This window comes from Bacillus sp. SA1-12, assembly GCF_000981385.1.
In the GTDB taxonomy this organism is placed as follows: domain Bacteria; phylum Bacillota; class Bacilli; order Bacillales; family Bacillaceae; genus Metabacillus.
Genome location: NZ_LATZ01000002.1, coordinates 84489 through 104229, shown reverse-complemented (window position 1 = coordinate 104229; position 19741 = coordinate 84489). Strand labels below are relative to the sequence as shown.

The 19741-nt window shown below is 37.0% G+C and carries 20 protein-coding genes; 14 read left to right on the top strand and 6 right to left on the bottom strand.

Features of this window, described 5'->3' with window-relative positions:
- The first annotated feature begins 282 nt into the window (after window positions 1–282).
- Together WQ54_RS01705 and WQ54_RS32365 are read left to right on the top strand one after the other, a co-directional pair.
- The gene (locus tag WQ54_RS01705) at window positions 283–531 is read left to right on the top strand and encodes a hypothetical protein (protein WP_046511194.1); all 249 of its coding nucleotides are present in this window, start codon (window positions 283–285) and stop codon (window positions 529–531) included.
- A 301-nt stretch (window positions 532–832) separates the two neighbouring features.
- Window positions 833–964 (top strand): GapA-binding peptide SR1P, encoded by a 132-nt coding sequence (locus tag WQ54_RS32365; protein ID WP_084821793.1) that lies wholly within the window; start codon window positions 833–835, stop codon window positions 962–964.
- 311 nt (window positions 965–1275) lie between these two features.
- On the opposite strand, the gene WQ54_RS01700 is transcribed toward WQ54_RS32365, so the two are convergent.
- Window positions 1276–2751 carry an aminotransferase class I/II-fold pyridoxal phosphate-dependent enzyme gene (locus tag WQ54_RS01700; RefSeq protein WP_046511191.1) on the bottom strand — a complete coding sequence of 492 codons (1476 nt, stop codon included), beginning with the start codon at window positions 2749–2751 and terminating at the stop codon, window positions 1276–1278.
- A gap of 421 nt (window positions 2752–3172) precedes the next feature.
- On the opposite strand from WQ54_RS01700, the gene WQ54_RS01695 reads away from it, so the two are divergent.
- Both WQ54_RS01695 and WQ54_RS01690 read left to right on the top strand, forming a co-directional pair.
- Window positions 3173–4129 carry a nitronate monooxygenase family protein gene (locus tag WQ54_RS01695; protein WP_046511188.1) on the top strand — a complete coding sequence of 319 codons (957 nt, stop codon included), beginning with the start codon at window positions 3173–3175 and terminating at the stop codon, window positions 4127–4129.
- A 46-nt stretch (window positions 4130–4175) separates the two neighbouring features.
- A complete protein-coding gene (locus tag WQ54_RS01690; RefSeq protein ID WP_046511185.1) occupies window positions 4176–4445 on the top strand; it encodes a UPF0223 family protein in 270 nt (89 codons plus the stop codon).
- Window positions 4446–4463: 18 nt separating this feature from the next.
- Here the strand turns inward: WQ54_RS01690 and WQ54_RS01685 are convergent, their stop codons facing one another.
- Window positions 4464–5096 carry a YktB family protein gene (locus WQ54_RS01685; RefSeq protein ID WP_046511182.1) on the bottom strand — a complete coding sequence of 211 codons (633 nt, stop codon included), beginning with the start codon at window positions 5094–5096 and terminating at the stop codon, window positions 4464–4466.
- A gap of 261 nt (window positions 5097–5357) precedes the next feature.
- Between WQ54_RS01685 and WQ54_RS01680 the strand changes: the two genes are divergently transcribed.
- From WQ54_RS01680 to WQ54_RS01670, 3 genes are all read left to right on the top strand, one after another.
- The gene (locus WQ54_RS01680) at window positions 5358–5546 is read left to right on the top strand and encodes a hypothetical protein (protein ID WP_046511179.1); all 189 of its coding nucleotides are present in this window, start codon (window positions 5358–5360) and stop codon (window positions 5544–5546) included.
- Window positions 5547–5691: 145 nt separating this feature from the next.
- Window positions 5692–6483: an inositol monophosphatase family protein gene (locus WQ54_RS01675; protein ID WP_046511176.1), complete on the top strand. Its 792-nt coding sequence runs from the start codon at window positions 5692–5694 to the stop codon at window positions 6481–6483.
- On the top strand, window positions 6480–6947 hold the full coding sequence (locus WQ54_RS01670; RefSeq protein WP_046511174.1) for a GNAT family N-acetyltransferase: 468 nt from the start codon (window positions 6480–6482) through the stop codon (window positions 6945–6947). Before WQ54_RS01675 ends, WQ54_RS01670 begins: the two co-directional genes overlap by 4 nt.
- 155 nt (window positions 6948–7102) lie before the next feature.
- On the opposite strand, the gene WQ54_RS01665 is transcribed toward WQ54_RS01670, so the two are convergent.
- Window positions 7103–7288, bottom strand: coding sequence for a YlaF family protein (locus tag WQ54_RS01665; RefSeq protein WP_046511170.1), 186 nt, complete (start codon window positions 7286–7288; stop codon window positions 7103–7105).
- Between the two features lie 207 nt (window positions 7289–7495).
- Between WQ54_RS01665 and typA the strand changes: the two genes are divergently transcribed.
- Both typA and WQ54_RS01655 read left to right on the top strand, forming a co-directional pair.
- On the top strand, window positions 7496–9337 hold the full coding sequence (gene typA, locus WQ54_RS01660) for a translational GTPase TypA (protein WP_046511167.1): 1842 nt from the start codon (window positions 7496–7498) through the stop codon (window positions 9335–9337).
- A 280-nt stretch (window positions 9338–9617) separates the two neighbouring features.
- A complete protein-coding gene (locus WQ54_RS01655; protein ID WP_046511164.1) occupies window positions 9618–9935 on the top strand; it encodes a YlaH-like family protein in 318 nt (105 codons plus the stop codon).
- Window positions 9936–10081: 146 nt separating this feature from the next.
- Here WQ54_RS01655 and WQ54_RS01650 read toward each other — a convergent pair whose 3' ends face one another.
- Complete coding sequence (locus WQ54_RS01650) at window positions 10082–10282, bottom strand: YlaI family protein (RefSeq protein ID WP_046511161.1); 201 nt, start codon at window positions 10280–10282, stop codon at window positions 10082–10084.
- Window positions 10283–10487: 205 nt separating this feature from the next.
- Between WQ54_RS01650 and WQ54_RS01645 the strand changes: the two genes are divergently transcribed.
- Window positions 10488–10946, top strand: a complete 459-nt coding sequence (locus tag WQ54_RS01645) for a pyridoxamine 5'-phosphate oxidase family protein (RefSeq protein ID WP_046511158.1) — start codon at window positions 10488–10490, stop codon at window positions 10944–10946.
- A gap of 256 nt (window positions 10947–11202) precedes the next feature.
- On the opposite strand, the gene WQ54_RS01640 is transcribed toward WQ54_RS01645, so the two are convergent.
- Window positions 11203–11808, bottom strand: a complete 606-nt coding sequence (locus WQ54_RS01640; protein WP_046511155.1) for a YhcN/YlaJ family sporulation lipoprotein — start codon at window positions 11806–11808, stop codon at window positions 11203–11205.
- A 210-nt stretch (window positions 11809–12018) separates the two neighbouring features.
- Here WQ54_RS01640 and WQ54_RS01635 point away from each other — a divergent pair, with 210 nt between their 5' ends.
- Window positions 12019–13347: a PhoH family protein gene (locus WQ54_RS01635; RefSeq protein WP_046511152.1), complete on the top strand. Its 1329-nt coding sequence runs from the start codon at window positions 12019–12021 to the stop codon at window positions 13345–13347.
- Window positions 13348–13411: 64 nt separating this feature from the next.
- On the opposite strand, the gene WQ54_RS01630 is transcribed toward WQ54_RS01635, so the two are convergent.
- On the bottom strand, window positions 13412–13909 hold the full coding sequence (locus WQ54_RS01630) for a hypothetical protein (protein ID WP_046511149.1): 498 nt from the start codon (window positions 13907–13909) through the stop codon (window positions 13412–13414).
- A 193-nt stretch (window positions 13910–14102) separates the two neighbouring features.
- Between WQ54_RS01630 and WQ54_RS01625 the strand changes: the two genes are divergently transcribed.
- The 3 genes from WQ54_RS01625 to pyc all read left to right on the top strand — a co-directional run bounded on the left by WQ54_RS01625 (window position 14103) and on the right by pyc (window position 19468).
- Window positions 14103–14384, top strand: coding sequence for a YlaN family protein (locus WQ54_RS01625; protein WP_046511146.1), 282 nt, complete (start codon window positions 14103–14105; stop codon window positions 14382–14384).
- A 324-nt stretch (window positions 14385–14708) separates the two neighbouring features.
- Window positions 14709–15926 (top strand): FtsW/RodA/SpoVE family cell cycle protein, encoded by a 1218-nt coding sequence (locus tag WQ54_RS01620; protein WP_046511143.1) that lies wholly within the window; start codon window positions 14709–14711, stop codon window positions 15924–15926.
- A 95-nt stretch (window positions 15927–16021) separates the two neighbouring features.
- Window positions 16022–19468 carry a pyruvate carboxylase gene (pyc, locus tag WQ54_RS01615; RefSeq protein WP_046511139.1) on the top strand — a complete coding sequence of 1149 codons (3447 nt, stop codon included), beginning with the start codon at window positions 16022–16024 and terminating at the stop codon, window positions 19466–19468.
- The last annotated feature ends 273 nt before the right edge of the window (window positions 19469–19741 follow it).

Sequence of the window (19741 nt, the reverse complement as noted above, 5' to 3'; positions counted from 1 at the left end):
ATGGATAAAATAGGTCTAATTTAGTATGCGCAAACAGAAACTTTAAGGCTAATCCTCTTATTATTCTGTTAAATTAAACCTATTTTATCATAAATAATGAAGTTTCTTCCTCTTGTCATCTATTTGTTACATAATTGAAAAATAAACCGTTTATCCTAGTTTAACATGTAATATACCCACTTTTACTTTTGGTTAGTTTAATCTTTCTATTGTGAAAGATGTAAGTTTCACATCTTGTTAGCATAAACTTTTTATAGGTTTTAGGTGAGGGGAGAAGGTGGTATGAAGTTAACATTTGGCTTTGTATATTGTTATCAGCTCCTTCTATGGAGTGGTTATAGTCTAGTAGGCTGGTTATCCAAGAAGGATAGTTTGATAGCAAAGGCAATTTTGCTTCTCGTTTTTTTCTATTTAGCATATTTGATCGCATATACATGTTTAAAAACCAAAAAAGCAGCATTTCTCATTTCTTTAGTCACGCTCATATTTTTTATGCTTGGGAAGCAAGTGTTTTTATTACTATTTGTATAATCAGCATTATTAGATGATCCTTTTGAGAAAGAATGTTTCATACTGTGCAATACAGATCGATCACATGAATAATTTCTTCAGCAGATTGAAGCGAATAACTGTCTGGTGAAGAATTTTATTCAATTGCTTAATTATCTTTTAAATGATGAATATTCTTTATAAAAAAATAAATGTGTTATACAATTTAGTGCTTGACGAATTAAATGTGACATATTATTATATAAATAACAAAACGTTAACCGCTTTCAAAGAATAAGAGACTTTGAGAGTGAAAAAATCATGATTGAAAAGGGGTATGGAGATGGGAACAATCGTTTGTCAACACTGCAACTCTACAATCGGTCATATTGAAGTAGAAAAAGTGACAACATTGTATGGAAAATGCAGTCATCATGATTGCAATAAAGAAGAGAGCAAATTAAAAGTCAAATAAAGGGGTTTACAATATAGGAAAAATAAGGGGATGAAAGCATGCAATTTTTCAAGTTGCATGCTTTATTTTTATATGTGGATTTTCGCATATGAAAGGCAAAGCCGCACAGGATACAAGTATTCTGTGCGGCTTAATAAGGTGTTTTTTTGCTTTTTTAAAGCTGCGAATGTATTACTATTTGTACTTGTCTTGGTGGGTAGCTGCAGCGCCAAGACCCGCAAGTCTACACTTAGAAATGGAAGACAAAAAACGTCTTCCATTCCTAAGTGTCTTATTTTAGTCGGGGCTGAACAATGCCCTTCCGCTTTTATTTATCGTATTGCCCGATGTTCTTTTATGACTCTGACTGTATTTAATGAAGGATCTTCAGGTCCTTGAACAGGTAATCCAACTTCCAGGTTTTTTGTAATATAAGCTAAATTGTCTTCTGTGATGATTTCACCAGGAATAAAAATCGGGATTCCTGGAGGATATACCATAATAAATTCAGCTATTATTCTTCCTGCTGACTCTTTTAATGGGACAATTTCTGTTTCAGCATAAAAAGCATCACGAGGTGTTAATGCCAAGACAGGGATATCAGGTAATAAAATACGGACCTTTGCTTCTTGTTCTTTATGTTGCATATTAAATTCATTTGCAAGATCCTGAAGAGCAGTTATGAGTGTATCAACATCTTCCTTCGTATCTCCAGGAGTAACGATGCACAAAATATTATATAAATCTGACAATTCTACTTCAATATTGTATTTTTCACGAAGCCATTTCTCAACATCATATCCTGTTAAGCCTAATTTATAAACAGGGATAATTAATTTTGTCGGATCATAATCAAAGGTTGCTTTTGTTCCGAGGATTTCCTTGCCAATACAAGAAATATGATCGATTGCATTAATTTTATCTCTTGTATAATTTGCTAAATCGATCGTTTTTTTAATTAACTCACGGCCTCTTGTAGCAAGCTGCTTTCGAGCTACATCCAGGGATGCTAACAACAAATAAGATGTTGATGTGGTTGTCATCATGCTTAAAATTGATTGGACACGCTGTGGTGAAACTAGTCCCTCTCTTACATTTAGTACAGAACTTTGGGTCATGGAACCGCCAAGTTTGTGAACACTTGTTGCAGCCATATCGGCTCCAGCCTGCATGGCGCTTAAAGGCAAGTCCTCATGAAAATGAATATGAACACCATGGGCCTCATCAACTAATACCGGAACATGATAGGAATGAGCAATTTCAACGATCCTTTTTAGATCAGCCGAAATTCCGAAATAAGTAGGGTTAATAACCAGAACCCCTTTTGCATCAGGGTGTTGTTCAAGAGCTTTTTCAACTGCATCTGTTGTGATACCGTGGGAGATTCCAAGGTTCTTGTCAATTTCAGGATGAATAAAAATTGGTGTGGCGCCTGAAAATACGATAGCTGACATAACAGATTTATGAACATTCCTCGGAACAATAATTTTATCTCCAGGTCCACATACAGCCATCACCATCGTCATAATGGCACCGCTTGTACCTTGAACTGAAAAGAATGTATGATCTGCTCCAAACGCTTCTGCTGCTAATTCTTGAGCTCTTTTAATCATTCCTTTTGGTGCATGAAGGTCGTCAAGTGGACCAATGTTAATTAAGTCTATTGAAAGGGCATTATCACCGATAAAATTTCGAAATTCAGGATCAATTCCCATCCCTTTCTTATGTCCAGGAATATGGAATTGAATTGGATTTTTTTTAGCGTGTTCAATTAAACCTGTAAACAATGGAGTTTCATTTTGCAACAAAGTTATTCCCACCTTCTTTTTTCATTAATCGTTTAATGTTCGTCTATATGTCGTCTTTATAGATAAAGGTCACTGAAAACTTTCTACAAAAAGAATGCTGCCTATTGACCTATTACGATAAATTTATGTTGTTTAAAAGACTCAGATAGATCATGTCGAAAATTGTATATTTATAAAAACAAATGAATTATACCTTTATCAATAGTGACAGTCAATAAAAATAACATGTAATTTATTCACCAATTTTAATGGTCTCACATGCGATTCGTTCCTTCTATATCTTAACGAAGAATAGCGGCCAAGTGCTTTTCCTTCCTTTAAATAGCCATTGCTTTTTAGTGTTCTCAGGTACAATACCATTCATTCGGGAAGGATTTTCTTGTTTTATCTAGAATAAGAAGCTTAAATAGGAGGTATCGCAATGAACTGGAATACAAGGGTAACGGAGCTTTTAGGAATACAATATCCGATCATACAGGGTGGTCTTGCTTATTTGGCCTATTCTGAGCTGGCAGCTGCTGTATCCAATGCAGGCGGATTAGGACAAATTACAGCTATGTCCTTAGGAACGGCAGATGCCTTAAGAGATGAAATTAGAAAATTAAAAGAAAAAACCTCAAAGCCTTTTGGTGTGAATTTTGCGATCGGACAGCATGGTCACGGCTATGAAGATTTAGTAGAAGTTGCGATTGATGAAAAGGTTCCAATCATTTCCATGACCGGCGGAAACCCGGCACCAATATTTAATATGCTAGAAGGTGTTGATGTTAAAAAGCTTGTTTTAGTGGCTGCAAAAAGACAAGCGTTGAAGGCTGAAGAACTTGGTGCTGATGCCGTAATGGTTGTAGGACAGGAAGGAGGCGGCCATTTAGGAAGAAGTGACGTAGGGACGTTGGTCTTAATTCCTCAAGTGGTGGATGCTGTCTCCATCCCAGTCATTGCTTCAGGAGGCATTGGTGATGGCCGAGGATTGATGGCAGCATTAAGCCTAGGCGCGGAAGGGATAGAGATGGGCACTCGGTTTATCGCAACAAAAGAATGTGTCCATGCCCATCAAGTCTATAAACAAGCATTGCTTGAAAGTGATGAGAGTGACACAGTAGTGATTAAAAGAACAATTGGGGCTCCTGCAAGAGTAATTGCTAATAAGTGGGCAGAACAAATACTTGAAATCGAAAGAAATTCAGGCGGCTATGAAGAACTTAAGGATTATATTAGCGGTGTTGCTAACAAAAGATATATATATGATGGTAAAATAGATGAAGGCTTTGCATGGGCAGGACAGGTAATGGGTCTTATCTCGGACATACCATCTGCATATGACTTAATCGCTAGAATGATTTTAGAAGCGGAATCTATTCGGAGAGAATGGGCATAAAGTCCATTATTCCGCTTCTTAAAAGAGAGTGAGGAATAAGTACATCATGGATTATCAATATCCGATCTCCTTAGACTGGAGTACACAAGAAATAGTTGATGTTATTAAATTTTTCGAATGTATTGAACATGCATATGAAAAAGGGATAGAACGCGGTCAATTAATGATAGCTTACCGCAGATTTAAGGAAATTGTTCCAAGTAAAGCTGAAGAAAAGACACTATGTAATGAGTTTGAAGAAGTTAGCGGGTATTCTTCATATCGAGTCATGAAAAAAGCAAAGTCTTCAGATGAGGTTTCGGTTGTAAAAATGTAATACTAAAAATGTCCATGCTTAGTCATGGACATTTTTATGCTTAAAGGAAAGCTTATATAAAGGAATAAGTGTTTGGAACGTTTCCTTAATTACTCTGACTAATTGATCTCCATCTTGCAAAATAGGCTTATCTGCTTCAATATGACGACCTATTAGGAACTCGGCTTTTTTTACATCTCTGAAGCGTTCAAGAGATTTTTTTAAGTCAATTTCTCCCACCGATTGTGCATCTTTTTTTGTATGGTCTAATGAGAGATAAAAATCATCAGGAACAGAAGAAAGGGTGTTGATATTATTTAAAAAAACGTCAGCGATGTTCTCTTTATTAGGTAATTCATATATGAATGCAAGCCAGATAAAAAGGTGGTCGTCAAATAAACCGACTTGAAAATGCGGATGCTGCTTGTATCCGCGTTTATTTGCGGCAATTGCTAACCATGTATCCTTAGGCGGATTTTTTGTTCTTCTTGCATGTTTCGCAATATGAAGAAACATTTCAGTTTGTAATGATATAGATAACTCTTCAGTTAATACTTGCCCTATCTCATTAAATTTAGGCTGGATCCTCGTACGTATAGCTTCCATTCTTTCCTCAAGGCCATCTATTGTAAACGTTTGGAAATCCTCAGAAGTAAAACCATTAAAGTTCATCGAAAAAATTCCTCCTTAGCTGTCTTAAATGGATATGCATATAGTATCACATGGGGTGCTTTCTATAAACTAAGATGTTTTGCATTCGATCTTAGGTGGTAAGAAATAGGTAAATACACAATTTTCTTCAGGTAGTTCCAACTTTTTTTCGCTTCACATATTATATAAAAAAACTATTAAACACATTGATTGAATCTTTGAAATCATTTCATGATACCTAAATAAAATGAAAAGAGATGAAACGAAAGGGGCGGTAGAAAGATGAAACAAGTAGTAAAAACCAGTGGTCAAAAAATCATAAACAATCGTATTGGGGTGTTAAGGCTAGAATTAGATTATGAGTTAGCCACCCTTTATGAAGCGATGCAAAATGAAGATACAAAGAAAAAAATAGAATGTAAACAAAGGCTTGAAAAGTTGCGAAAAGAGTGGATGAAGCTCCAAGCATAGCTGGAGATTCTAAGATCTGCAAACGAACCTCGTTAGGGTTCGTTTTTATCTGCGCAATGATAATTGATCATACTTGCTTTCCTTTAAATCAATGCAGTATCCTTATCATAGAGAACGATTTAATACATAGAAATGAGGATGCTTTATGACAAACTGGAAGGACATTGATCAAAAGGCAAAACAATGGGTTGAAGAAGCGGGCGAAAAAATTCGTCAATCCTTTGAGTCCACACTTTCCATTCAATACAAATCAAACCCCAATGATTTAGTTACAAATATGGACAAGGAAATTGAACAATATTTAATCGGGAAAATTCAAGACACTTACCCTGACCATCGAATATTAGGCGAGGAAGGTTATGGTGATGAAGTAACATCTCTTGATGGGGTTATATGGATTATTGACCCAATAGACGGTACGATGAATTTTGTTCATCAGCAGCGCAATTTTGCGATATCAGTTGGTATTTACGGAGATGGTGTAGGATATATCGGTTTAATTTATGATGTCGTACATAATGAACTTTATCATGCTTTTAAAGGTGAAGGTGCTTATATGAACGATCTGCCCTTGCCGAAATTAGATGAGGTCGATCTAAAAGAAGCGGTTATAAGTATTAATTCAACATGGTTGGTTGAAAATCCTCGAATCGATTATAACCGGTTAACCCCGATCGTAAAAAAAGTTCGCGGTACCCGTTCGTATGGTTCCGCCGCCTTAGAATGTGCCTATGTAGCTTCAGGACGTTTGGATGCTTATATGACCATGAGACTAGCTCCATGGGATTTCGCAGCAGGCATTATCTTAATTGAAGAGGTCGGCGGCATAACGTCAACTATGAACGGAGAAAAGCTTAACTTGTTATCAAAAAATTCTTTCTTCGTAGGAGAAAAAAATCTTCATCAGCATATTTTAAAGGAGTACCTCAATAATTGAAGGAACTTTCGTCGGGAACATTAGAAAAAGAAGATTATTTTTTTCTTAAAGAGATCATTGCTGCAAGCCCCGAATGGCAGAATGAAGAATGTCATGCGGAAGAATTGGATTCATATCTAAATGCTTATAAAATGTACAATGGTGAATGGAAAATATGGAAGTTAGGAGAAGTCCAGGTAGGGGTTACTTATTCCTTGGAGTGGTCTCCCACCAACGAAAAACCTTGGATCGGCACAATTTTAATTCATCAAGCCTCACGCTCACAAGGATTGGGTAGGAGGATTTTAGCTGAGATAGGTCTTGAACTAAAGCAAAAAGGCCAAAAAGTTGTATTTGCTGCTTGTCCAATTAAACAAGATTCTTGGCTTCAATTTCTCGGAAAATGTGGATTTGAGCAGTTTAAAGTAGAAAAGGATGAATCGACTTCTAAAGAGTATATGATCACTTTAAAGCCTTTATCATAAACTTAACTGCAACAACAGCGGTTTAAATAATAAAGCAGGACCAGTAAATTCCAGAAGGAAAGGTGAGAAATCACCTTTCCTTTGTCTGATCCCCGGTCAACGAGGTTTCAGTATTCGGGTGGAAATAAAAATGTTTCCATTGCCTTGCGCTTTTCTTATAAAATACCTTTTTCCCTCATTCTTTTTTTTAAGATAAAGCCAGATGCCATCACAGCATTTAAACCAATTATTGCAAGGAGGATTCCAAGAATACTGCGTTCCCCTATTGCTATTCCGATCCCTATCATACAAGCTGCCGCTAAAAAAGCTAAAATAAGAAAAATCCACTTTCCAGGTCTCATTAATACTGACATCTCCCTACATGCAAAAAAAATATTTTCTTACTTCCTATAGTTTACTGAAAATCATTCCGCTTTTCTAGATTGTTTATGGTATAATATCGAAGGTGATTTTTAAATTAATTAGGATGTTCAATCAGAATACTACAAGAATTTATGGCAAATCCTTTAGTAGAGCCTATTTGAATATACATTTTAGGAGATGAAATTGTGAAACTTCGTAACGATATCCGCAACATAGCTATTATTGCTCACGTAGACCACGGGAAAACAACCTTGGTTGACCAGCTTTTACATCAATCTGGAACGTTCCGTACAAACGAACAAGTGGCAGAACGTGCAATGGATTCCAATGATTTAGAGCGTGAACGCGGGATTACAATCTTAGCAAAAAATACGGCAATTAATTATAAAGACACACGAATTAATATTATGGATACACCTGGTCACGCAGACTTTGGCGGCGAGGTGGAACGTATCATGAAAATGGTAGACGGCGTTTTACTTGTCGTAGATGCATATGAAGGCTGTATGCCGCAAACTCGATTTGTGTTGAAGAAAGCATTGGAGCAAAATTTAACGCCTATCGTTGTCGTTAATAAAATTGACCGAGACTTTGCACGTCCTACTGAGGTTGTTGATGAGGTATTAGATTTATTTATTGAACTTGATGCAAATGAAGAACAGCTTGAATTCCCAGTTGTGTTTGCTAGTGCTATTAATGGGACTGCAAGTGCAAGTCCGGACCCTGCTGATCAAGAAGAGAACATGGCAGCTTTATTTGATGCAATTGTTGAACACATTCCGGCTCCAGTTGATAACCAGGAAGAACCGCTTCAATTCCAGGTAGCATTGCTTGACTATAATGATTATGTTGGCCGTATTGGAATTGGAAGAGTATTTCGTGGGACAATGAAGGTCGGGCAACAAGTTGCATTAATGAAGGTAGATGGTTCAGTTAAAAACTTCCGTGTAACAAAAATCTTTGGTTTCCAAGGCTTAAAGCGGGTAGAAATACAAGAAGCTATTGCTGGTGATCTTGTTGCTGTTTCTGGAATGGAGGACATTAATGTAGGTGAAACAGTTTGTCCTGTGGAACATCAAGAAGCTCTGCCAATCCTTCGTATTGATGAGCCAACTTTACAAATGACTTTTGCTGTAAATAATAGTCCATTTGCAGGAAGAGAAGGTAAATATGTCACTGCTCGAAAAATTGAAGAGCGCTTATTGGCTCAATTACAAACAGATGTAAGCTTACGAGTTGATCCGACTGATTCTCCTGATGCATGGGTAGTGTCAGGCCGCGGAGAACTGCATCTTTCCATCCTGATCGAAAATATGCGACGTGAAGGCTATGAATTGCAGGTTTCAAAACCTGAGGTTATTGTAAAAGAAATTGATGGTGTTAGATGTGAGCCAATTGAACGTGTACAGATAGATGTTCCAGAGGAACATACAGGTTCTGTAATGGAATCAATTGGTGCACGTAAAGGTGAAATGCTGGATATGATCAACAATGGTAACGGGCAAGTGCGTTTGATCTTTAATGTACCTGCACGTGGCTTGATCGGATACTCAACAGAGTTTATGTCATTAACTCGTGGTTTCGGTATTATAAATCATACATTTGACAGCTACCAGCCAATGCAGCCTGGTAAAGTTGGAGGCCGCCGCCAAGGTGTTCTTGTCTCTATGGAAAATGGAAAATCTACAACCTACGGTATACAAGGTGTTGAAGATCGCGGTGTCATTTTCGTTGAAGCCGGAGTAGATGTATATGAAGGTATGATTGTTGGGGAACACACTCGTGAAAATGATCTCGTTGTCAATATTTGCAAAATGAAACAACAAACCAATATCCGCTCTGCAACAAAAGATCAAACGAGCACAATGAAAAAACCGCGTATTATGTCATTGGAAGAAGCTCTTGAATATTTGAATGATGATGAGTATTGTGAATTAACTCCAGAATCAATTAGACTGAGAAAGAAAATTTTGGATAAAAATGAACGGGAAAAAGCAGCGAAAAAGAAAAAATTAGCTGGGATCTAGAACGCTGGAAAAAGAATATGTAGCAGGCTGATTCAAATGATTCAGCCTCTTTCTATCATTTACCTGCACTTAAACCCCATTTTAAGATTTAAAAGAGGGTAATAGGATAAGCGGAAGATAACTGCCCTTAAAGATCCGATGAGGAATTGTTGTCTAAGCCAGACGATACATAAGGATGTGGCAGTTTAAGCGTGATAAGTCTCAGCCCAATCATCAATGAGGGTAAAGTTAACCGGACAGATTGAAGTCTCATTTAATATGGTATAAGGAGGAGGAAAAAATGGATATCACCGAAAGGTTGTCGTTTTTTCCAAGCTTATATAACGTTGTTGAGCATCCAAAAGTAGGAATGTGGATGCTGTATCTCACCATTCTCGCATTATCTATCGTTGTTTATAAGCTCGGATTCGCGAAAAAACTGCCTATCTTAAAGTCAGCAGTTATTTATCTCTTTTTAGCATTTGGATGTACCGTATTAACTTTTTTAGGAATATTTTTGCCAGTAGCAGAAGGATTAGTAGTTGCTGCTCTTATCTTAATCATTTATAAAATCAGGCTTCATCAATCAAAGAAACAGGAAGCTGAGAACATGAAATAGGGCTGTCTCAAAAAGGGCTGACTCTTTCAAAATCAACAATATATAGAATTCTTAGCTTCTATCTATTGTGTTTGAAGATCAAACCTATTTTAGACAGCCTTTTCATTTATCCCAATCTATACAGCAGATTCATTTCGCCCAATGGTTTACCAGGAATCTTCCGACTTTTTGTCCTGATATAAGCGAAACTTGCCAGTTGCAATGCGGGCATTTGTTTTTTCTTCGATTCGCTCATTGCATGGTTTGCACATATATGTATGGATAGGGCGGTTTCTAAGACGTTTTGCCATTAACGTTTCGTCATCAATCGTTTCAACTTTATCGCAAATAACACATTTTACTCTCATCATACACCTCAAACAATAAATATAGCAGAATAAAATCTGCTAATTTTAGTATATCACGTATTCTCAAAAAAACCTTATTTTGGCTTAAAGCACTTGTTGAAAAATGATTTTTAGGAAGATATTATGGCGAATAAGATGTTTATAGTTGGATCAGCTTAGGAAACAAGGTATGATATGAGTATAAACCAAGAAAGGGGGGCTTGAGATGGCAAATAAGGTTGAAACTGCACTAATTGATCCTTTGTATAATTGCTTACAAAAAGAACGATTTGTAACAATAGCAACGATTGATCATGAAACAGGTTCTCCAAATGTAAGTGCGATCTCCTGGGTTTATGCCCCAGACAGAGATCGAGTTTTATTCGCGGTTGATCAACGTTCAAGAATTGTTGAAAATATTAATAATCATCCTGCCATTGTTTTGAATCTCATTGCAAATGAATCAATCTATTCCATAAACGGAAATGCACATTTAAAGGAGGATAGACTTGAACATGTCCCTTTAAAGCTTGCTTTAATTGAACTAACGATTTCTGAGGTTCGTGATGTTATGTTTTATGGATCGAAAATAGCAACAGAACCGCAATATGAAAAAACATATGATGAAAAAGCTGCCGCAAAACTTGATAAACAAGTATTAGATGCGATGAAAAGCAAAGCATAAAAAGATGGACTGCCATAGAAGTGATAACATCCTAAGAATAAGCTCAGTTAATACCGATAGTTTGATTCTTTTCTTAGCTATTCACATCATATTGGCCAGTCCATTTTTATACAGCTTGCTAATAAAATATTGGAGCAAAAAGGCATAATTAGACTTTCTGTGGGGGAGAGCGCAAAGGGAGTCACTTAATGAAGCTCCCAGACGCCCAGTAAACAAAAGTCTTCAGCGAAAAGCAACAGAAAAGTACGAATTAATGTTACTTTTTCAAATGATCATTAGACTGTTCTTCTTGGTTCTTTTCTAACATTTGTTCTTCTTTTTGATTTAATTGATCATTATTTTGATTTGTAGGTTGTTTTTGTTGGTTGTCAAGGATCTCAGTTGGAACCTCAGGAACCACTCGTCCCACAATCGCAGCTAATTCATCTAAGATACCAGCAATTGGGCGGCCTTCCTGAATTTCACGGCCCATTTCTCGAAGTCTGGCATTGGTATCAGCATCAGCAATGACAATTGCATTTGCTCCATATGGGTCATGCATCAAGCTTTCAGCAACCGTGTATTTAATTGATTCGACCTTATTTCGCTCAAGATTTGAATTTACGTCAATACCAACGACAGCAAATTTGCCTAAAACCACGGCGGTTGCATCATTGACCTGTGGTACTTGGCTAGCAAGTTCAACTAAATGGTTTGAAATTTGTTGCCCAGTTTTTCGGTCTACAGTTTCGTCAACGCTGTTTTTAACTTTAATCGGTGTCCCTTTATTGCTTTCATTATCGGTTTCAGGTGCACCTTGATTAACGGCACATCCAGTAAGTGCAAGACATGATAGTAGAAAAACAGCAAGTAAATATCGCATGAAATCACTCCTTAAAAGTTAGGATCACATATATGAAGGTCCATGAAATGTAGGTTTTTTCTTTGCTTTTTAATTTTATTGTCTAATAAACCTTCTATCTTTATTCATCCTTTCATATATTTTAGCAACGCTTCATTCACAGCTTGACTTTTTTCACTACCTATTTGTTTCACTCCATTAAAAAATAGCAACGGAGTAGGAGGCGGAGGTTTGAGGAAGATTTATGTTCTAGACACAAATGTATTGTTGCAAGATCCGAATTCAATTTTTTCTTTTGAAGAAAATGAAGTTGTTATTCCAGCAGTTGTTTTAGAGGAAGTGGACTCAAAAAAGCGCTATATGGACGAAATTGGTCGTAATGCAAGACAAGTATCAAAACTAATTGATCAATTAAGGGAATCAGGAAAATTACATGAAAAAATTCCATTGCCAAACGGCGGGTCATTAAGAATTGAACTGAATCATCGATCTTTCCATCAGCTGCAAGAAATCTTTGTTGAAAAAACGAATGATAATCGCATTCTTGCTGTAGCGAAAAATTTATCATTAGAGGAACAGACTAAGGAAAATGGCCGAGCTGTTATTTTAGTAAGTAAAGATACACTAGTTCGTGTTAAAGCAGATGCTATTGGGCTAACAGCAGAGGATTTTCTTAGTGATCGAGTAGTTGAAATTGATCATATATATACGGGCTTCCTTGATTTGTATATAAGCGGTGATAATCTAAACCGGTTTTATGAAAAAAATGAGCTCGTTCTATCTGAGATAACGAATCATCCCTTTTATCCAAATCAATTTGTAGTGATGAAGGATGCTTTAGGCGGCTCTTCATCAGCAATTGGCAAAGTTGACCAATCCGGAAAAAAGATTCAGCGCCTTGTTTTTGACCATGATCATATTTGGGGAATTCGCCCTAGGAATGTGCAGCAAACAATGGCATTGGAGCTTCTGCTTCGAACCGATATTCCATTGGTTACGTTAATCGGCAAGGCAGGTACGGGTAAAACATTGCTTGCCCTTGCAGCGGGACTTATGCAAACGGAAGATTTAGGTATTTATAAAAAATTATTAGTTGCAAGACCAATTGTACCAGTCGGAAAAGATTTAGGCTTTTTACCAGGTGAAAAAGAGGAAAAATTAAGGCCATGGATGCAGCCGATTTACGATAATTTAGAATACTTATTTAATACAAAAAAACCGGGTGAGCTCGATGCGATATTAGCTGGAATGGGTTCGATTGAAGTAGAAGCGCTAACCTATATTAGAGGCAGAAGCATCCCGGAGCAAATTATACTTATTGATGAAGCGCAAAATTTAACAAAACATGAAGTTAAAACAATTTTAACTCGAGTTGGAGAAAGAAGTAAAATTGTGTTAATGGGAGACCCGGAACAAATCGATCATCCATATTTAGATGAGTATAATAATGGTCTTACGTATGTTGTTGAAAAATTCAAGGATCAGCCAATTGCAGGTCATGTCAGACTTGTTAAAGGGGAACGTTCCGGCTTGGCACAGCTCGCAGCCGATATTCTCTAATTTTGTAGAGGGATTGTTCATGTAATGGCAAAAGGGCGGTTTAGCCGCCCTTTTGAAAGTGAAATTAAATAACTATAATTTCCTTTACATGCTTGATCGGCTCGGAAGCATTTGATCCATCGCCGAAATAAATATGAATAGGTCCATCTTCTTTTAATGGCTTGCCTTTTATACTAAAACCTAAAATAATGTCAAATGCTTCCTCAATCGGTACCGATATAGGTCCGTTATTTGTAATAAATTGTACACTTGATGCTCCAGCCTGTACTCCAGCATTTTCAAGAAAAGGCTTGAAAGGAATCCCGAATGTTCCATTTAACACTTTCTGTTTTTCATATTTCTTTTCAGATTTTAAGGTTGGAGGGTAGATAGCTCCTTCACGTATTTCTCTTTCCCAATGCTTTGAAACAGACTTTGTATACTCTTCAAGTTCATCTTTTATTTCTTGCTCTTGAACAAAAAAGGTGGTTAAATCAACCTTTCTATCGTCAAAGATCCATACTCCCGGATCCAATGTAATCTGATAGTCCACCTTGCCTTTTATCATAACGATCGATTCCATTATATACACCCCTTACTTCGCAAGTATAAGCTTTTATAAAAAAATTGTCACTTGTTATGGCAATAAAATTTTATGATTTGACAAGATAGATGCAAATTTAGCTGATTATATTGTTTGTCCTTGCTTTTTAAACGATTTGGATTTAATATTAATACATAGAATAGGGTAATCGCTCGGAAACGGAGGGATTAAATTGGCGTCTGAGATTGCTGTTGATCATCGAGAAAAGGCACTTGCGGTTTTAAAGGCAGATGCTGATAAAATCATGAGATTAATTAAAGTCCAAATGGACAATTTAACGATGCCTCAATGTCCTCTTTATGAAGAGGTTTTAGATACACAAATGTTTGGCTTATCTAGGGAAATAGACTTCGCTGTAAGGCTTGGATTAATTGAGGAACGTGAAGGAAAAGAACTGCTTGATACACTTGAGCGAGAGTTGTCTGCATTACATGATGCATTTACAGCCAAATAATGATTCAAAACTCAAACTAACATAAGGTAAGTTTGAGTTTTTTTATTTGTCTGTGAAACCATTGCATTAGAAGGAATACTACAAAGTATGAAATCTTAAGGTGACTTCTGTTTTATAGAAAGCAGCAAAAGAGAATTCAACAAGCCGGTTTAACAAGACTAGTTATAGCCTGTAAAAAGAAATATGGATGAAATATATTTGTAATGTTAATTATTCCTGATAAATGTTATGTTTTTAAAGGAATTTCATTTTTGCAAGGCGAAGATATAGTAAAATAAAAACAACATAGTATAAACCCCATGATTAGATAAGGAAGAGATAATTATGATTAAAAAAATTCTAAAATCCTATGATTATTCATTAATATTAGCAGTTATATTATTGTGCGCTTTTGGACTTGTAATGGTATATAGTTCAAGCATGATAACAGCTGTTGCTCGTTACGGATTTGAGCCGGATCATTTTTATCAACGACAAAAATTGGCTCTGCTTGCCGGTGGATTGGCATTTATTGTCATGATGATTTTCCCATACAGAGCTTTTTTAAATGGGAATATTTTGAAGATTGTTGTGTTTGGATCAATTGGTTTATTGGGATCTTTATTTTTTATTGGTCATGTTGCAGGAGGAGCACAAAGCTGGATAAAGCTGGGGGGAATGAATCTTCAACCTGGTGAATTTGTCAAGCTAAGTGTCATTATTTATTTAGCGGCAGTTTATGATAAGAAACAATCATACATAGATGAGTTTGGCAGAGGAGTTTTGCCTCCGCTTATTTTTACAGGGGTTATTTGTTTCTTTGTTTTGATTCAGCCTGACTTTGGTACAACATTCATAATTGCTATGATTGCTGTTTGCATGATTATCGCTTCTGGAATGGCTGTTAAAAGCATCGGAAAACTTATCTCTCTCGTATTAATATTCGGAGTGCTTTTGACACCATTTATCATTTGGAAAGGCATTTTTAGTAAGGAACAGCTAAGCCGTTTTGAAGGTGTTGCTGACCCATTTGCCCATGTAGACGAAGCGGGATATCAACTGGTTAATTCCTTCTATGCTATTGGTTCAGGCGGCCTTACTGGGTTAGGATTGGGACAAAGTGTACAAAAGTATGGCTACCTGCCTGAATCTCATACGGATTTTATAATGGCAGTCATTGCTGAAGAACTTGGAATATTTGGTGTGTTGTTCGTATTGATTCTTCTTTCTTTTATTGTATTAAAAGGTTTTTCCGTTGCTAGGAAATGCCAAGATCCATTCGGTACATTGCTTGCAGTTGGTATTTCTAGTATGATCGCAATTCAAGCGTTGATTAATTTAGGAGGTCTTACCGGGTTAATTCCTATTACAGGTGTCCCGCTGCCATTTATCAGTTACGGTGGTTCTTCGATCCTTTTATTACTTATATCAATGGGACTACTAGTTAATGTTTCAATGTTTACTAATTACCGCGAAACCTATCAAAAACCAGTCCCGCAAACAACCCAGCCTATTGCCGTTGTCAAGCCAATCCAACAAAAACGCAATTCTTCTATGCGTTAAAGTGAAAGATAATTATGTTGCGTTTTTTTTAAATGTGTTATACTATTTTTTGTAAAAAATGATGATGTATTTGCATTGTCTTTAGGGGGATTATCATGGCACTTAAAAAGATTCAAAAGCTTTTAGTGGCAAACAGAGGAGAAATTGCCATTCGTGTTTTTCGTGCCTGTACCGAATTAAATATTCGTACAGTCGCAATTTATTCTAAAGAGGATTCAGGCTCTTACCATCGCTATAAGGCTGATGAAGCTTATCTGGTAGGGGAGGGGAAAAAGCCGATTGATGCCTATTTGGATATCGAAGGCATCATTGAAATTGCAAAAAAGAATAATGTTGATGCGATTCATCCAGGGTATGGTTTCTTATCTGAAAATATTCATTTTTCAAGACGGTGTGAAGAAGAAGGAATTATTTTTGTTGGGCCTGAATCCAAGCATTTGGATATGTTTGGTGACAAAGTAAAGGCACGTACTCAGGCGGAATTAGCTGGCATTCCAGTTATTCCGGGAAGTGATGGTCCTGTTTCAAACCTAGAGGAAGTCATTCAGTTTGGAGAAACGTTTGGGTATCCGTTTATAATTAAAGCCGCTCTTGGCGGCGGCGGAAGAGGTATGAGAATCGTTCGCAGCGAAGCAGGTTTAAAAGATTCATATGATCGTGCAAAGTCTGAAGCGAAGGCTGCTTTTGGCAATGATGAAGTGTATGTTGAGAAATTCATTGAAAACCCAAAGCATATTGAGGTTCAAATTTTTGGGGATCATGAAGGAACGATTGTTCACCTCTTTGAAAGAGATTGCTCTGTTCAAAGACGTCATCAAAAGGTGGTAGAGGTTGCTCCAAGCGTGTCGCTTGCAGAAGACCTAAGAATGGAAATCTGTGAAGCAGCAGTTAAATTAATGGAAAATGTTCAGTACTTAAATGCCGGAACGGTAGAATTTTTAGTATCTGGCAATGAGTTTTATTTTATTGAAGTAAATCCTCGTGTTCAAGTAGAGCATACCATTACAGAAATGATTACTGGCATTGACATCGTTCAAACACAAATTATGGTGGCACAAGGTTATTCTTTTTCTAGCAAAGAGATCGGGATCACTTCTCAAGAACAAATAAAAATTAATGGGTATGCGATTCAATCACGTGTTACAACTGAGGATCCACAGAATAATTTTATGCCTGATACTGGAAAGATTATGGCCTATCGTTCAGGCGGAGGCTTTGGTGTACGATTAGACGCAGGAAACGGATTCCAAGGGGCCGTTATTACACCGCACTATGATTCATTGCTAGTAAAGCTTTCTACACATGCTCTAACATTTGAACAAGCTGCAGCTAAAATGGTCAGAAATTTAAGGGAATTTCGAATTCGTGGAATTAAAACGAATATCCCGTTCTTAGAAAATGTAGTAAAGCATGAAGATTTTTTATCTGGCCAATATAATACATCGTTTATTGATTCCACTCCAGAGTTATTTGTTTTCCCGAAACGTAAGGACCGTGGAACGAAAATGCTTACGTATATAGGAAATGTGACTGTGAATGGATTTCCGGGAATTGGTGAAAAGAAGAAACCTGTATTTGATAAGCCGATTATTCCGAAGGTAAAGTACTCTGAGGCGATGCCAAACGGGACAAAGCAAATTTTAACTGATTATGGTGCTGATGGACTTGTAAATTGGATTAAGGACCAGAAACAAGTACTATTAACGGACACAACATTCAGAGATGGTCATCAGTCGTTATTAGCCACTAGAGTACGTACGGAAGATTTGAAGCATATTGCTGAGCCGACCGCACGGCTATTACCTGATCTGTTTTCGTTGGAAATGTGGGGAGGAGCAACTTTTGATGTTGCCTATCGCTTCCTAAAAGAAGATCCATGGGAGCGTCTTTTAACCATTCGTGAGAAGGTTCCGAATGTTTTATTACAAATGCTTTTAAGAGCTTCAAATGCAGTAGGTTATAAAAATTACCCTGATAATGTGATAAAAGAGTTTGTTGAAAAGTCTGCCTATGCAGGTATTGATGTATTCCGCATTTTTGACAGCCTGAATTGGGTAAAAGGTATGACATTAGCCATAGATGCAGTTCGGGATACTGGTAAAATTGCTGAAGCCGCAATCTGTTATACAGGAGATATTCTTGATCCAACCAGACAAAAATATAATCTTACTTATTACAAGGATTTGGCAAAGGAGCTTGAACAATCAGGCGCTCACATCTTAGCGATAAAGGATATGGCTGGCCTACTGAAACCACAAGCTGCATATAACTTAATTTCAACACTTAAAGAGGCTGTTAATATTCCTGTACATCTTCATACCCATGATACTAGCGGGAATGGCATTATTACCTATGCAAGAGCAATTGAAGCTGGAGTTGACATCGTGGATGTTGCAGTAAGCTCCATGGCAGGACTTACTTCTCAGCCTAGTGCAAATTCGCTTTATTATGCATTAGAAGGTGTAGAACGCCAACCAAAAGTGGATATCAAGTCACTTGAGAAGCTTTCCCAGTATTGGGAAGGTGTAAGAAAATATTATGTGGATTTTGAAAGCGGAATGAATTCACCACATACTGAAATCTACATGCATGAGATGCCAGGAGGACAATATAGTAATCTGCAACAACAGGCGAAAGCTGTAGGGCTTGGTGAAAAATGGAATGAAGTAAAAGAAATGTACAGAAGAGTGAATGATCTATTCGGAGATATTGTGAAGGTTACACCGTCTTCTAAAGTAGTTGGAGATATGGCTTTATTTATGGTGCAAAACAACCTTACTGAAGATGATATCTTTGAGAAAGGTGAAAGTTTAGATTTTCCTGACTCTGTTATTGAATTATTTGAAGGATATTTAGGACAGCCGCATGGCGGATTCCCAAAAGAGTTACAACGGATTATTTTAAAAGGACGCAAGCCTTTAACTGATCGTCCGGGTGAACGGCTTGAGCCAGTAAACTTTCCAGCAATGAAAGAAGAACTTTTCCATAGTCTGGGAAGACCGGTAACAAGCTTTGAAGCAATAGCGAATGCTCTTTATCCAAAGGTATTCTCTGAGTATATCAAAACTTTTGAAGCGTATGGGGATATTTCCGTATTGGATACACCAACCTTCTTATATGGTATGAGATTAGGCGAGGAAATTGAGATAGAAATAGAGCAAGGGAAAACACTTATTGTTAAGCTTGTTTCAATTGGAGAACCGCAGGCTGACGGAACAAGAATTATTTATTTTGAATTAAATGGACAGCCTCGTGAAGTCGTTATTAAGGATGAAAGCATAAAATCAACTGTAGTTTCAAAAGTGAAAGCCGAAATAGGCAATGAGGAGCAAATTGGTGCCACGATGCCTGGAACTGTCATAAAAGTCCTTGTTGAAAAAGGGGAAAAGGTAAATAAAGGTGACCATTTAATTATAACTGAAGCCATGAAAATGGAAACAACCGTTCAAGCTCCGTTTGCAGGTACAGTAAAAGGGGTACATGTCTCAAATGGTGAAAGCATACAAACCGGTGATTTATTAATTGAAATCGTAAAAGGTTAATTAAATTAAGCGTAAGTAAACTAAGTATGCTAAGAATAGGAATCGAAGGATTTTTTACCTTCAATTCCTATTTTCACTAACCCATAAAGGTCGTCTAAAAAGCGGCGTCTTTATCGCTTGATTGCACTTGCACGTTCTGTACCCTGCCAATGGGGTATTGAGATAAAAACAAAACTAATGAAAAATATTTAACTTTTAAGCTTCATAAAAAAAGGGTTGTCTCAAGAGGATCCCCTCCAGGTACTAAAATAGGACTACATTGCTTTATTCCTA

What these genes read in the sequence shown, in the direction of transcription:
- WQ54_RS01665 (WP_046511170.1), bottom strand. Translation starts at nt 7,288, where the DNA reads ATGAGACCTGGAAAGTGGATTTTTCTTATTTTAGCTTTTTTAGCGGCA.
- WQ54_RS01675 (WP_046511176.1), top strand. Translation starts at nt 5,692, where the DNA reads ATGACAAACTGGAAGGACATTGATCAAAAGGCAAAACAATGGGTTGAA.
- WQ54_RS01645 (WP_046511158.1), top strand. Translation starts at nt 10,488, where the DNA reads ATGGCAAATAAGGTTGAAACTGCACTAATTGATCCTTTGTATAATTGC.
- WQ54_RS01685 (WP_046511182.1), bottom strand. Translation starts at nt 5,096, where the DNA reads ATGAACTTTAATGGTTTTACTTCTGAGGATTTCCAAACGTTTACAATA.
- WQ54_RS01705 (WP_046511194.1), top strand. Translation starts at nt 283, where the DNA reads ATGAAGTTAACATTTGGCTTTGTATATTGTTATCAGCTCCTTCTATGG.
- WQ54_RS01650 (WP_046511161.1), bottom strand. Translation starts at nt 10,282, where the DNA reads ATGAGAGTAAAATGTGTTATTTGCGATAAAGTTGAAACGATTGATGAC.
- WQ54_RS01630 (WP_046511149.1), bottom strand. Translation starts at nt 13,909, where the DNA reads ATGGAATCGATCGTTATGATAAAAGGCAAGGTGGACTATCAGATTACA.
- WQ54_RS01695 (WP_046511188.1), top strand. Translation starts at nt 3,173, where the DNA reads ATGAACTGGAATACAAGGGTAACGGAGCTTTTAGGAATACAATATCCG.
- WQ54_RS01620 (WP_046511143.1), top strand. Translation starts at nt 14,709, where the DNA reads ATGATTAAAAAAATTCTAAAATCCTATGATTATTCATTAATATTAGCA.
- WQ54_RS01690 (WP_046511185.1), top strand. Translation starts at nt 4,176, where the DNA reads ATGGATTATCAATATCCGATCTCCTTAGACTGGAGTACACAAGAAATA.
- WQ54_RS01655 (WP_046511164.1), top strand. Translation starts at nt 9,618, where the DNA reads ATGGATATCACCGAAAGGTTGTCGTTTTTTCCAAGCTTATATAACGTT.
- WQ54_RS01640 (WP_046511155.1), bottom strand. Translation starts at nt 11,808, where the DNA reads ATGCGATATTTACTTGCTGTTTTTCTACTATCATGTCTTGCACTTACT.
- pyc (WP_046511139.1), top strand. Translation starts at nt 16,022, where the DNA reads ATGGCACTTAAAAAGATTCAAAAGCTTTTAGTGGCAAACAGAGGAGAA.
- WQ54_RS32365 (WP_084821793.1), top strand. Translation starts at nt 833, where the DNA reads ATGGGAACAATCGTTTGTCAACACTGCAACTCTACAATCGGTCATATT.
- WQ54_RS01680 (WP_046511179.1), top strand. Translation starts at nt 5,358, where the DNA reads ATGAAACAAGTAGTAAAAACCAGTGGTCAAAAAATCATAAACAATCGT.